The sequence below is a fragment of the Nonomuraea sp. NPDC004354 genome, assembly GCF_053602555.1.
The window spans coordinates 122,152-134,993 of sequence record NZ_JBSGDV010000010.1; the positions used below are offsets into that span (position 1 = coordinate 122,152).

Genomic DNA, 12,842 nt, shown 5'->3' on the forward strand with positions numbered 1-12,842 from the left:
CATGTCCAACGCTGTCCGCCATGTCCTCGGAGTGGTCGCTGGGCTGCTCCTGACTCCCCTGCTGGCCGTCGGCCTCGCCTTCGGCGCGGGCCAGATCCTGTTCGCGTTCAGGACCTACACCGGGCCGTGGTGGGGAGCACTCGCGCTCGCCGGAACCGCGATCGTGCTCGGATTCGTCGCCGGCTCGCGGCTGTCCCCCGTGGCCTCGCTGCTGGCCGGCCTCACCTACACCCTGATGGGCGTGGTGCTGGTCATGCCCTGGCTGTATCCGTCGGACCTGCTGCTCCTGCTGCCTGACACGCTCAAGTACGGCTTCGACGTGCTCGGCCCGACCGGCATGCTGCTCGCCCTCGGCGTGATGCTGGTGACCGTCTCCGCCTTCCCCTCGCGCTGGCGCTCGGCCAGGCCCGAGCTTCCCCCGCCGCCCGCCCCGTACGGCCCGCCGCCCCAGCAGCCGGCCTACCCCTCCGCCTTCACCCCCTTCCAGCGGCCCGACCGCGGCGACGACGACCAGACCAGGCCGCTGCCGCGCTGACCGGGAGACCCCCGATCGCCGAGACCGTCCACTGACCTCCCGGCGCGCCGTCCCTGCCGGGCGGCGTTCGACGATGCCCGCTCCGAGCTCGACCACCCCGCCGAGCCGATCCTCCACCCGGCTCAGAAAGGCCCACGATGCGTGAAGTCCTGATCGTGCAGAACGCCGCCAGCGGCGGCCCGAGAAGGGTCGGCGACTGGCTGGCCGAGGACGGTCTCGACCTGGAGGTCGTGCGGCCCTTCGACGGCGACGAGCTGCCGGCGCGGCTGGGCGGGCGGGCGCTGGTGGTGCTGGGCGGCGGCTACCTGCCCTCCGACGACGCCAGGGCGCCGTGGCTGCCGGCCACCAGGGAGCTGGTCCGGGAGGCGATCGACGACGGCAGGCCGTACCTGGGGATCTGCCTGGGCGGGCAGATGCTCGCCGAGGTGGCCGGCGGGCTGGTGAAGGCCGACGCGGGCGAGCCGGAGAACGGCAGCACGCCGATCACGCTGCGCCCGGAGGCCGCCGCCGACCCGCTCTTCCACGACCTGCCCGGGGTCGTCACCGCGATCGAGCACCACAAGGACGCGGTCGTCGAGCTGCCGGAGGGAGCCGTGTGGCTGGCGCGCACGGAGGCCTGTCCCTACCAGGCGTTCAGGGTCGGCTCGGCGGCGTGGGGCGTGCAGTTCCACCCCGAGGTGGCGCCCGAACGGATCCTGGAGTGGGACGACCGCGGCTTCGACCTGGCCGACCTGCATCGCAGGGCGCTGCTCGACGAGCCCGCCGCCGTCGCCGTCTGGCGGGAGGTGACCAGGCGCTTCGCCGGGGTGGCGCGGATGTCGTAGACGAGGCGACGGCCCTCGGTTACGTTGCGGTGATGCGATCAATCCGATCACGCACCCTTATCGCCATGAGCGCGGCCGCGGGGCTCTTCCTCGCCACACCGGCGGCCGCCACCGACAAGGGCCCGGGCGCACCGGGCATCGGAGACTCCTACTTTCCCGAACACGGCAACGGCGGCTACGACGCCAGGCACTACAGCCTGACCCTGGACTACCAGCCCGGCACCGACCTGCTGCGCGGGAAGACCACGATCGTGGCCACGGCGACCCAGCACCTGACCCGCTTCAACCTCGACTTCCTGCTCAAGGTCGACAGCGTCAAGGTCAACGGCAGGACCGCCACGTTCGCCAGGTCCGGCCTGCACGAGCTGGAGATCACGCCGCCGCGCACGCTGGTCAGGGGCACGCCGTTCATCGTCGAGGTGACCTACGCCGACACCCCGTCGAAGGTGCCGGTGCCCGACGAGACGGGCGGCTTCACGCCGTGGATCGCCACCGCCGACGGCGCGCTCGCGCTGGGCCAGCCGCAGGTGGCCTGGTGGTGGTTCCCGAGCAACGACCACCCGCTCGACAAGGCCACCTACGACATCACGATCACCGTGCCCAAGGGCACGCAGGCCATCAGCAACGGTGTCAAGGTCGGGGAACGCACGCGAGGCGATCGGACGACCTCCACCTGGCGGATGGACAAGCCGATGGCCACCTACCTGGCCACGCTGTTCGTCGGGCAGCTCGACGTGCGGCAGGGACGCTCGTCGGGCGGGCTGCCCGTCACCACCGCCTACAGCAAGAACCTGGGCCGCTACGAGGCGGCGGCCAAGGAGTCGGTGGAGCGGACGCCGGAGATCGTCGACTGGCTGGCGGACCGGTTCGGCCGCTACCCGTTCCACTCGATGGGCGGCTCGGTCACCAGCGCGCTGCCGGGCTTCGCGCTGGAGACGCAGACGCAGCCGGTCTACGACCCGCGCTTCTTCTCCGGCGGCCCCGACACCTACGTGGTCGTGCACGAGAACGCCCACCAGTGGTTCGGCGACAGCGTCGCGGTGAAGGACTGGAAGCACATCTGGCTCAACGAGGGCTTCGCCACCTACGCCGAGTGGATCTGGTCGGAGAAGCTGGGTGAGGGCACGGCCGCCGAGGTCGCCGACTTCTTCTACGACCAGTACCCGGCCGGTGACCCGTTCTGGCAGGTCAAGCCGGGCGACCCGGGCGCGGCCGACCTGTTCCACAACGCCACCTACTACCGCGGCGGCATGACGTTGCAGGCGCTGCGCACCGAGGTCGGCGACGCGGCCTTCTGGTCGATCATCAGGACGTGGGCGCGCGCCAAGGCGCACGGCAATGCCGAGACCGCCGAGTTCATCGCGCTGGCCGAGCGGATCTCGGGCAAGCAGCTGGACGCGCTGTTCGACACCTGGCTGTTCACGCCCGGCAAGCCGGCCACCTCGCCGACCGGCGCCACGCCCACGGCCGCCGCCAAGTCGGCCGCGGTCGCGCCGGCGTCCATCGCCAAGATCGAGAAGGTGCACGAGCTGCTGAAGCACCGCAAGCCGTGACCCCGCGGAGCCGGTACGGCATGCGCATGCCGTACCGGCTCCCATGACTTGGTGAAATCGGCTGCGCACGCCGCGTGACGCTCTCCACAATGTCGGCGTGCTGGCTTCCTTGATCCTCTTCGCCGGGCTGCTGACCGCGCCCGTCCAGGCCTACCAGGAGTACGTCGCGCTCGGCGACTCGTGGAGCGCCGACGTCTCCGTCCTGCACGTCACGGGTGCGCACGCGCCCCGCGGCTGCGCGCAGAGCACCTACAACTATCCCAAGCAGGTCGCCGCGGCGCTGGGGGTCCCGGTCTTCCGCGACGCGACCTGCGGCGGCGCGACGACCCGCCACATGACGGCCGAGCAGGACGTCAACCACGTCAGGCACCTGTTCGACGGGGTGAACCCGCCGCAGTTCGACCGGCTGACTCCGACGACTGACCTGGTGACGCTGGGCATCGGCGGCAACGACGCCAAGCTGGCCACGGCGGCGGCCGGGTGCCTCAACCTGCTGCCCGCCCCGTTCGGCCGGCCGTGCAAGCCGGCGTGGGTGCGGGGCGGCGTCGACCGTATGTCGCGGGCCATCGTCGCGGCCGAGCCCAAGGTGGCGGCGGTCGTCGACGGGATCAGGCAGCGTTCGCCACGCGCCCGGATCCTGCTCGTCGACTACCTGGCGGGGCTGCCGCAGGAGGGCGGCTGCTACCCCTACGTCCAGGCCGCCGACGACGACCTCGAATGGCTGGGCGACAAGTTGGAGGAGCTGAACGCCATGCTGGCGCGGGTGGCGGCCGCCAAGGGGATCGAGTTCGTCGACACCTACAGCACCAGCGTCGGGCACGACGTGTGCCGGCGTCCCGGCGTCAAGTGGGTCGAGGGCTACCTGCCGCTGTCGACCGACCCGCTCGGACCGGCCATCCCCCTGCACCCGAACCGGCGCGGCGCCGACCACCAGGCCCTCAGGGTGCTCGACACGCTGCAGCCCGCACGCTAGGCGAACGCGTCGATCCCCAGCTTGACGGCCACCGCCAGCCCGCAGGCCGCCGCCAGGTAGCGCAGCGACCTGCCGGGCAGGCGGCGGGCGATGGCGGGGCCGAGCCAGCCGCCGACGAGGAACCCGGCGGCCAGCGGCGCCACCGCCCACCACTCCACCGGGCCGAACAGCGCGAACCCGACGGCGGCCACGCAGTTGGCCAGCCCCGAGACGACGTTCTTGACCGCGTTCACCCTGGCGGGCGCCTGATCCATGATGGCGGTGAGCACGGCGAACATGAGGATCCCGCCCGCGGCCCCGAAGTAGCCGATGTATCCGGCGACCGCGAACAGCGCGACCCGGGTGAGCAGGCCGTGGTCGCCGTCCGGCCGCGTCCCCGGCGGGCGGACCAGCAGCACGGAGGCGAGCGCGATGAGGAAGGGCGCGATCATCTCGAACGTCCGCGAGGGCGTGAGCAGCAACAGCGCCGCGCCGGTGGCGCCGCCCAGCGCGGTGATCCAGCCCAGCCGCAGCACGAGGGAGCCCTGCCCGTGGAGCTCGGGCCGGGAACCCGCCGCCGCCCCGACGGCGGTGAAGACCAGGGCGACGGTGTTGGTGACGTTGGCGGCCAGCGGTTGCAGTCCGAAGGCCAGCAGCGCCGGGTAGGAGACGATCGAGGCCAGGCTGACCACGGTGCTGACCACTCCGGCCACGACACCGACCGCGAGCAGGCCGAGCACTTCGAGCACCACGACATGCTACGGCCTGCCCGAAATGTCAGTTAATCCTGGTCGGCGAACCCGGGAATCCAGCGCTCGGCCTCGGCCCGGAAGGGCGCCTTCGCCGCCAGCTGCGACAGGATGCCGTAGCCCGCCGTGAGCACGCGGAAGCTCACGACGTAGTCGGGCGGCACGTTGAGCATGCGGAAGATGCTCGACCCGTCGCTGAACATGTACAGGCCGCGCTCGCGCATCCAGTCGCGGGTGAAGGCGAACTCCGGCACGGCGATCGGCTCGGCGTACGGCCCGACGAACGAGGCAAGGGCGGCAAGATCGACCTCCACGCCCTCACGGATCACGCCTTCCCGCCGGAACACCTCGGCCACGCCCTCGATGTCGCCGGCGGCTCCGTGGCGCAGCAGCGGCCCGATCGCGGCCGGGTGCCCGCCGGGCAGCCGCTTGACGGCGCCGAAGTCGAGCACGCCCAGCCGCCCGTCCTGGGTGATCTTGAAGTTGCCCGGATGCGGGTCGCCGTGCAGCAGGCCGCAGCGGGTGGGCGCGGAGAAGGAGAAGCGCACCAGCTGCAGCGCGGCCCTGTCACGCTCCTCCTGGGTGCCCTCCTCGATCACCCTGGACAGCGGCACGCCGTCCAGCCACTCGGTGACGATCACATGCTCGGAGGCGGCCACGACAGGCGGGATCGCGAAGTCGGGATCGCCCTCGTACGCCTCGGCGAAGGCGTGCCACGCCTCGGCCTCGAGGCCGTAGTCGAGCTCCTCCTCGACCCGCTCCTGCAGCTCCTGGACGAACGCCTTCACATCGAGGCCGGGCAGCAGCACGCCGAACAGCTTGGCGACCCTGCCGACCTGGCGCAGATCGGTGCGCAGCGCCCTGGCCGCGCCCGGGTACTGCACCTTGACCGCGACCGGCCTGCCGTCGGCCCACACCGCCCGGTGCACCTGTCCGATGGAGGCCGAGGCGGCGGGGGTGTCGTCGAAGGCGGCGAAGTGCTCGCGCCAGCCGTCCCCGAAGTCCTGCGCCAGCACCCGGTGCACCGTGGCGGAGGGCATGGCCGGCGCCGAGTCCTGCAGCCGGGTCAGCGCCCCCCGGTACGGCTCGACGATCGCGGGCGGCAGCGCCGACTCCAGCACCGACAGCAGCTGGCCCAGCTTCATGGCGCCGCCCTTGAGCTCGCCCAGCACCGTGAAGATCTGCTCGGCGGTGCGCGCCTGCACCTCGGCCGCGATCAGCTCGGCGGGTCTGCCGAACGCGCGCTTGCCGAGCCCCAGCGCGGTACGGCCGGCGTAGCCGAGGGGAAGCGTGGCGAGCTTGGCGGTGCGCGTCACCGCCAGACGGGGAAGGTGGGCCATGCCCTCATTTTTTGGACAGTTTTCTAATAAGGCAACGTGATGGTGACCACACCCTCCCCAGGGCGCCGGGTTCCGTTCACCGCAGACCGAGCACGTCGATCGCGCGCTCGCGCATCTCCACCTTCCTGATCTTGCCGGTGACCGTCATCGGGAAGCCCTCGACCACGTGGACGTAGCGCGGGATCTTGTAGTGGGCGATCTCCCCCGCGCAGAACTCCCTGACCGCCTCGGCCGTCAGCGGCGGCGCGCCCTCGCGCATGACGACCCAGGCCATCAGCTCCTCGCCGTACTTCTCGTCGGGGACGCCGATGACCTGGACGTCGGCGATGTCGGGGTGGCGGTGGAGGTACTCCTCGATCTCGCGCGGGTAGACGTTCTCCCCGCCCCTGATCACCATGTCCTTGATGCGGCCGACCACGCTGACGTAGCCGTCGGCGTCCATGACCGCCAGGTCGCCGGTGTGCATCCACCGGGCGGCGTCGATGGCCTCGGCCGTCTTGCCGGGCTCGTCCCAGTAGCCGAGCATCACCGAGTAGCCGCGGGTGCACAGCTCGCCCGGCTCGCCCCTCGGCACCGTCAGCCCGGTCTCCGGGTGCACGATCTTGACCTCGACGTGCGGCATCACCCGGCCGACCGTCTCGGTGCGGCGCTCCAGGGTGTCGTCGGTCCTGGTCATGGTGGAGACCGGGGAGGTCTCGGTCATGCCGTAGCAGATGGCGACCTCGGTCATGTGCATCTCGATGACGACCCGCTTCATCACCTCGACCGGGCAGGGCGAGCCCGCCATGATCCCGGTACGCAGGCTGGACAGGTCGAACCCGCCGGCCAGGGCCAGCTCGGCGATGAACATCGTCGGCACGCCGTACAGGCTGGTGCAGCGCTCCTGCTCGACCGCGCGCAGCGTGGCCTCGGGGTCGAAGCCGGCGGCTGGGATGACCACGCACGCGCCGTGGGAGACGGCGCCGAGGTTGCCCATCACCATGCCGAAGCAGTGGTAGAAGGGCACCGGAAGGCAGACCCTGTCGCGCTCGGTGTAGTGGATCAGCTCGCCGACGAAGTAGCCGTTGTTGAGGATGTTGTGGTGCGACAGCGTCGCGCCCTTGGGGAAGCCCGTCGTGCCGGAGGTGTACTGGATGTTGATGGGCTCGTCGGGCGACAGCTCGATCGCCGCCAGCCGCTCGGCGGGCACCCGCGCGGCCAGCAGCCGCTCCCAGCTGTCCTCGCCGAGATAGACGACGTCGGCGAAACCGATCTCCTCGATCATCTTCCGGTAGTCGCTGCCCTTGTGCGACACGGCGCTGATCAGCAGCCGCATGCCCGACTGCCGGACCACGTACTCCAGCTCGTGGCCGCGGTAGGCGGGGTTGACGTTGACGAGGATGGCGCCGATCTTCGCCGTGGCGTACTGGACGAAGACCCATTCGGCGCAGTTGGGCGCCCAGATGCCGACCCGGTCGCCCTTGCCGATCCCCCGGGCGAGCAGGGACCTGGCCAGGCCGTCCACCTCGGCGTTGAGTTCGGCGTAGGTCCACCGCCGGCCCGTGGGCACCTCCACGAGGGCCTCCCTGCCGCCGAAGCGGCTGACCGTGCGCTCGAGGTTCTGCCCGATCGTCTCGCCGAGCAGCGGCGCGTGCGCGGCGATGCTGGAGTAGGACTGCATGCTCACAGTCTGCGACCGGGCCGCGCGCCGTACCACCCCCGAACAGGGGTGGTGCCGCCCGGCCGCCAGTGGTTGGATCAGGGCATGCTCGAGCAGGTGGACGCGCTCCAGCAGGCGCTCAGCAGGCTGCAGCGCACGGCGGGCGTGCACGTGGCCTTCGGCGGGATGGTCGGCGAGCGGCGCCACATCAGGATGTCGCAGCTGCGCGGCACCCGCACGAACGCGCTGCACGGGATCGCCGTGACCGCGGGGGCAGGCCTCGGCGGCAAGGTGCTCGCGCTGGCGCGGCCCGCGGCGGTGGGCGACTACGCCACGGCCACCGACATCACCCACGAGTACGACCGCCCCGTGCTCGCCGAGTCGCTGCGCTCGGTGCTGGCCGTGCCGGTCGTCGTCGACTCCGTGGTGCGGGCGGTGATCTACGGCGCGATCAGGGAGCCGCTGGCCTTCGGCGACCGGGTGCTGCTGGCCGCCATGCGGGTGAGCGGCGAGCTGGCCACCGAGCTGGCCGTCCGCGACGAGGTGTCCCGGCGGCTCGCGCTGGCCGAACGCGCGGGCGCGACGCCGGGCCGCGCACCCGGACAGGAGGATCTGCGCGAGGCCAACGCCGAACTGCGTGCCATCGCGCAGGAGGTCGACGCGCCCGAGCTGCGCGAGCGGCTGCTGACGGTCTGCGCGCGGCTGTCCGGTGAGGTCCGGCGCGACCCCGCGCCCCCGGTACGGCTGTCGCCGCGCGAGCTCGACGTGCTGGCCTGGGTCGGGCTCGGCTGCGGCAACGCCGAGATCGCCAGGCGCCTGGGGTTGCTGCCGGAGACCGTCAAGAGCTACCTGCGCGGGGCGATGCGCAAGCTCGGCACGCACAACCGGCACGAGACGGTGGTGGCCGCCCGGCGGCTGGGGCTGATGCCGTAGGCCCGGTCACATCCGAGGGGGGTCGGCGGCCATCGCCGGACGGCGGCGGCCGGTCCCGTCACGTCGTGCTGGGGGTGGGGCTCGGCGTCTCCTTGGGGTGCACCACGATGGGCACGCTGGACCTGACGACGCCCGAGCCCTTGATCGCCTGGCCGTCGTGCAGCTTCCAGGTCTCGAGTTGGTAGGTGCCCGGCGGGACGTCGGTCCACTTGTGGTACTGCCAGGTGTTGCAGGCGAACTGCACGGCCTCGCGGCTGGGCCGTACGGCCACCCAGTAGACGGTGGTCCCCTGGGGGCAGCTCTCGTACGACCAGAACTCGACATCCCCCTTGGCGGTCTGCGTCCACCACGGAGAGAAGATCCGGAACGCCATCCGGTCGATCCGGGTCGGGAACCCGTACCCCTTGACCACCTGCGGCGCCCCGGACACCGGCACGGCCAGCAGCGCGGCCGCCGGGCCGGTCCCGCTCTCCGACGGCGTCAACAGCGAGTAGCCGAGCAACAGAGCGGCGATCACGGCAGCGGCGGGAGCCAGGTAACGGGGCCGCCTCCACCAGGGGGCGACCGGCGGCGGCGACGCCACGGCGGGCGCGTCCGGCGGCGCCACGGCGGGCGCGTCCGGCGGCGCCACGGCGGAGTCGTCCGGCTGAGTCGCGGCGGGATTGTCCGGCTGGATATCGGCGGGATTGTCCGGCTGGATATCGGCGGGGTTGTCCGGCTGGGTCTCGGCGGGCTGTTCGCCGAGTTCCCGCCGGCGTTCGAGCCACGGCTGCGGGTCGTGCCCGCAGGCCCGCACGTAGGCGTCCACGAACTCCTGCGGGGGCAACTCCTTCGGCGTGAGCCGCCGCGAGAGCGTGCTGGGGTGGTACCGCATCCGGCGCCCCAACTCCTCCAGAGTCAGCGTGCCACGTAACCGCCGCAGATCGTCGACGAACTCCGCGACCGGACCCTCTTCCCGATCGATCGGGTGATCCTTGCGTCCACCTCGCGCCATGCTCTCCTCCGCTGTCGCTGTGCAGTTGTTGCGGTTGTTGCTGCTTTGTTTCCGCAGCTTGCAGGGGGTGTCGAAGGCCTACCGCCTAGGGCAGCATCGGTCCGGGACGATCACCATCCATGATCGCCATCATCTCATCCGCTCCCCCTCAGGAAGGACCCTCATGTCCACGATGTCTGCTTCTGCACGCCTTGCCGCGACGGTGGCTCTGACCTCCGGGCTCGCTCTGACCGGGTCTGTCGTCCACGCCCCCACCGCCCAGGCCACGACCCAGGCCACGACCCAGGGCACGACCCAGGCCGCCACGCAGGGTCTGCCCTGCGCCGGTGAGCGCATCGGCCGCACCGAGATCACCGCCACGAACGGGAGCGCGCGGATGAAGGGCGCGTTCCTGCACGTCCACCGCAACGGCAGCCGCGTGTGCGCCTTCACCAACACCAGCCTCGCGGCCGAGGACTACGCCAAGTTCATGTCGGTCTCGATCTGGGTGTGCGGGCGCTCCGTCGCCGAGTGCCGTGACTACCAGGACCACCTCGACACCGGCGGCTACCACTACCGGGCCAACGCCGAGAGCCACGTGAAGCGGGGCTTCGTCCGGACCGACGGCGCCACCCTCATCGCCGGCAGCCAGTGCATCCGGGCCTGGGGGCGCGTGGTGTTCACCGACTCGAGCCGCAGGCAGTTCGCCGGGAACGCGAACAGCGCGATCTACTGCTGAGGCCGAGCCCAGCCCCCCACCCCCCGCCGCGCGGCCACGTAAGGACAAGGACAGTGACGGAGAAGTACGGCGAGTACGTGGTGGCCGGCACGCTCGGCTCGGGCGGCCAGGCCGTCGTCCACCTGGGCGTGGGAGCGGACGGCGGGCGGGTGGCCATCAAGGTGCTGCTCGACTCGATGGCCGGGGACCCCGACGCGCTGCGGCGCTTCGAACGCGAAGCCGCCGCCGCGCGCCGGGTGGCGCCGTTCTGCACGGCCAGGGTGCTGCACACCGGGGTGGACGGCGGCCGGCCCTACCTCGTCAGCGAGTACGTCCCCGGCCCCTCCCTGCACTCGCTGGTCAGGACGGACGGCCCGCGCACCGGCAGCGGCCTCGACCGCCTGGCCGTCGCGACCCTGGCGGCTCTCGTGGCCATCCACCGCGCCGGGGTCGTCCATCGCGACCTCAAGCCGTCCAACGTCATCATGGGCCCCGAGGGCCCCGTCGTGATCGACTTCGGGATCGCCAGCGCCACCGGCCACCTGCTCACCCGCAACGCCATGGGCACTCCGGCGTATATGTCCCCCGAGCAGTTCGAGCAGCGCGAGCCGACCCCGGCCACCGACCTGTTCAGCTGGGCCCTCACCATGATCTTCGCGAGCACGGGACGGCAGGCGTTCTCCGGTGACACCGTGCCGGCGCTCATGCACGCCGTCCTGACCACCGAACCCGACCTGACCGGCGTCCCCTCCGGGCTGCTCCCCCTGCTTCGCGACTGCCTCGCCAAGGACCCCGCCGCCCGTCCCACGGCCGCCGCCCTGCTGTCCCGGCTCCTCCACGACAACCCCGGCCTGTCGACCGCCGACGTCCGCCTCTCGCGCGGTCCTGTCCTGGACGGCCTCGGAGCGCCACAAGGCACTGCCGCTCCCCCGGACCCGGCCGTCCGGGCCTCGGTCACCCGCCCGCCCGGCACCGCCCGTCCGTGGTGGAAGACACCCCTCTCCGTGATCCCCGTCGCCGTCGTGATCTCCGCGCTGCTCCTGGTGTACCCGCCGGCGTTCTCCCCGGGGGACGCCGGCGGGAACGGGCCCGCGGCTCCGGCCGGCACCTCTTCACCCCGTGGGACGGGCCCGGCGGCCGTGCCGGTGTCCGGGGCGCCGCAGGTGGTCAAGGGGTATGGGTTCCCGGTCCGGATCGACCGGATGGCGTTCCGGATCTTCTCTCCGTGGTGGACGCAGACGGCCGACGGGGATGTCGAGTTCTGGTCGTACGAGAGCTGTCCCCAGGGGACGACCGTCTACTGGGTGGCCGTCCGGCCCAGCCGCGAGGCCGTGCAGTTCGCCTGCAACGCCTGGCAGTACCACAAGTGGACCGACGTCCCGCCGGGCACCTACCAGCTCGACATCTGGAAGGCGCACGACGGCCATGCCATCAAGGGCTCGGGCGTCGTCAAGTCCAGCGCGCCCATCGTGGTGCACCCCAAGACCACCCCGCCGGCCGGCCCCTGACGGGCCGGTCGCCGATACGGCCGGCCGCCACCACTACCCGCGCGGATTCCGGTCACCAGCCCCGATCTCGTCACCGGGCGCAAGACATCAGCAATCTTCGAACGAAGGAGTCAGATACATGTTCTCCAAACTGAGCGCGATGGCCGGCCTGCTCTGCGCCGCACTCCTGCTCACCGCCTGCGGAAGCGGGCTGGGCGCGCTGGAGGGCGCATGGGAGGGGGAAACCGACGACTCTCAGGTGACGGTCGAGATCACCGAGGACGGCGCGATCACCACCAGCGCGGACGGTGGCGCCTGCGAGGGCACCGTCAAACCCGCCGACGACGGCTACAAGTTCTTCCTGGACTGCGGCTTCAGCAAGAGCAGCGGGACCCTCACCCTGTCCGATGACGAGGAGACGCTCACCGCCGTCTCCGGTGAGGAGGATCCGCTCGTCCTCTCCCGCGTCGACTAGGACATCCACGCCCACCAGCCGACGGAGGTGTTCCCGCTCCCCTGAGGGTAGGCGCAGGGGTGACCAGGAAGGAGGCTCCCATGGCGGATCAGACGGTACCCGAGCGGATGAACGAGAACGACGTCGTCGACCTGTTGCTCCACCAGCACGACCTGATCAAGGAGCTGTTCGCGGAGGTGGAGGGCGCGCCGCCCGACGCCCGCGGCGAGCCGTTCCAGCGACTGGTACGGCTGCTCGCCGTCCACGAGACGGCCGAGGAGCAGATCGTCCACCCCTACGCCCGGCGCAAGCTCCCGGGCGGGGAGGCGGTCGTGGACGAGCGGCTGGCCGAGGAGAACGCGGCCAAGGACATGCTCGCCGAGATGGAGAAGGCGGGCGTCGACGACCCGCAGTTCACGGCCAACCTCGCCACGCTGCGCGCGTCGGTGCTGGAACACGCCGCGGCCGAGGAACGCGAGGAGTTCCCCCAGCTGCGCGCCGAGACCAGCGAGGCCGAGCGCAGGACGATGGCCGTGGGAGTGAAGGCGGCCGAGGCGCTGGCGCCCACGCACCCGCACCCCGGCGTCGAGACGGCCACCGAGAACCTGCTGATGGGTCCGCTGGCGGCGGTCAAGGACAGGACGGTCGACGCCATCAGGAAGGCGATGGGCAAGCAGGCCTGACC

The 12,842-nt window shown here is 71.7% G+C and carries 13 protein-coding genes; 9 read left to right on the forward strand and 4 right to left on the reverse strand.

The window, feature by feature from the left end; translation table 11 throughout:
• The first annotated feature begins 1 nt into the window (after position 1).
• The 4 genes from ACWENQ_RS26290 (at position 2) to ACWENQ_RS26305 (ending at position 3,885) form a co-directional block, all read left to right on the forward strand.
• Positions 2–535: a hypothetical protein gene (locus ACWENQ_RS26290; protein ID WP_452416638.1), complete on the forward strand. Its 534-nt coding sequence runs from the start codon at positions 2–4 to the stop codon at positions 533–535.
• A gap of 137 nt (positions 536–672) precedes the next feature.
• Positions 673–1,359, forward strand: coding sequence for a type 1 glutamine amidotransferase (locus tag ACWENQ_RS26295; protein ID WP_452416640.1), 687 nt, complete (start codon positions 673–675; stop codon positions 1,357–1,359).
• A 65-nt stretch (positions 1,360–1,424) separates the two neighbouring features.
• Positions 1,425–2,912 (forward strand): M1 family metallopeptidase, encoded by a 1,488-nt coding sequence (locus ACWENQ_RS26300; RefSeq protein WP_452416642.1) that lies wholly within the window; start codon positions 1,425–1,427, stop codon positions 2,910–2,912.
• Positions 2,913–3,009: 97 nt separating this feature from the next.
• Positions 3,010–3,885: an SGNH/GDSL hydrolase family protein gene (locus ACWENQ_RS26305; RefSeq protein WP_354912338.1), complete on the forward strand. Its 876-nt coding sequence runs from the start codon at positions 3,010–3,012 to the stop codon at positions 3,883–3,885.
• Here the strand turns inward: ACWENQ_RS26305 and ACWENQ_RS26310 are convergent.
• The 3 genes from ACWENQ_RS26310 to ACWENQ_RS26320 form a co-directional block, all read right to left on the reverse strand.
• Entirely contained in the window at positions 3,882–4,613 is a 732-nt protein-coding gene (locus ACWENQ_RS26310) for a sulfite exporter TauE/SafE family protein (RefSeq protein ID WP_354912340.1), read from the reverse strand. The genes ACWENQ_RS26305 and ACWENQ_RS26310 overlap by 4 nt on opposite strands.
• 32 nt (positions 4,614–4,645) lie before the next feature.
• Positions 4,646–5,953: an ABC1 kinase family protein gene (locus tag ACWENQ_RS26315; RefSeq protein ID WP_452416644.1), complete on the reverse strand. Its 1,308-nt coding sequence runs from the start codon at positions 5,951–5,953 to the stop codon at positions 4,646–4,648.
• Between the two features lie 76 nt (positions 5,954–6,029).
• Positions 6,030–7,613, reverse strand: coding sequence for an AMP-binding protein (locus tag ACWENQ_RS26320; RefSeq protein ID WP_449926164.1), 1,584 nt, complete (start codon positions 7,611–7,613; stop codon positions 6,030–6,032).
• A gap of 84 nt (positions 7,614–7,697) precedes the next feature.
• Between ACWENQ_RS26320 and ACWENQ_RS26325 the strand changes: the two genes are divergently transcribed.
• Positions 7,698–8,525, forward strand: a complete 828-nt coding sequence (locus ACWENQ_RS26325) for a response regulator transcription factor (RefSeq protein WP_452416646.1) — start codon at positions 7,698–7,700, stop codon at positions 8,523–8,525.
• 58 nt (positions 8,526–8,583) lie between these two features.
• On the opposite strand, the gene ACWENQ_RS26330 is transcribed toward ACWENQ_RS26325, so the two are convergent.
• Positions 8,584–9,519, reverse strand: a complete 936-nt coding sequence (locus tag ACWENQ_RS26330; protein WP_452416648.1) for a helix-turn-helix domain-containing protein — start codon at positions 9,517–9,519, stop codon at positions 8,584–8,586.
• A gap of 172 nt (positions 9,520–9,691) precedes the next feature.
• Here ACWENQ_RS26330 and ACWENQ_RS26335 point away from each other — a divergent pair, with 172 nt between their 5' ends.
• The 4 genes from ACWENQ_RS26335 to ACWENQ_RS26350 all read left to right on the forward strand — a co-directional run bounded on the left by ACWENQ_RS26335 (position 9,692) and on the right by ACWENQ_RS26350 (position 12,840).
• Complete coding sequence (locus ACWENQ_RS26335) at positions 9,692–10,237, forward strand: hypothetical protein (protein ID WP_452416649.1); 546 nt, start codon at positions 9,692–9,694, stop codon at positions 10,235–10,237.
• 53 nt (positions 10,238–10,290) lie between these two features.
• Positions 10,291–11,724, forward strand: a complete 1,434-nt coding sequence (locus ACWENQ_RS26340; RefSeq protein ID WP_452416650.1) for a serine/threonine protein kinase — start codon at positions 10,291–10,293, stop codon at positions 11,722–11,724.
• 118 nt (positions 11,725–11,842) lie between these two features.
• The gene (locus ACWENQ_RS26345; RefSeq protein ID WP_452416651.1) at positions 11,843–12,178 is read left to right on the forward strand and encodes a hypothetical protein; all 336 of its coding nucleotides are present in this window, start codon (positions 11,843–11,845) and stop codon (positions 12,176–12,178) included.
• Positions 12,179–12,258: 80 nt separating this feature from the next.
• Positions 12,259–12,840 carry a hemerythrin domain-containing protein gene (locus ACWENQ_RS26350; RefSeq protein ID WP_354912363.1) on the forward strand — a complete coding sequence of 194 codons (582 nt, stop codon included), beginning with the start codon at positions 12,259–12,261 and terminating at the stop codon, positions 12,838–12,840.
• Positions 12,841–12,842: the final 2 nt, after the last annotated feature.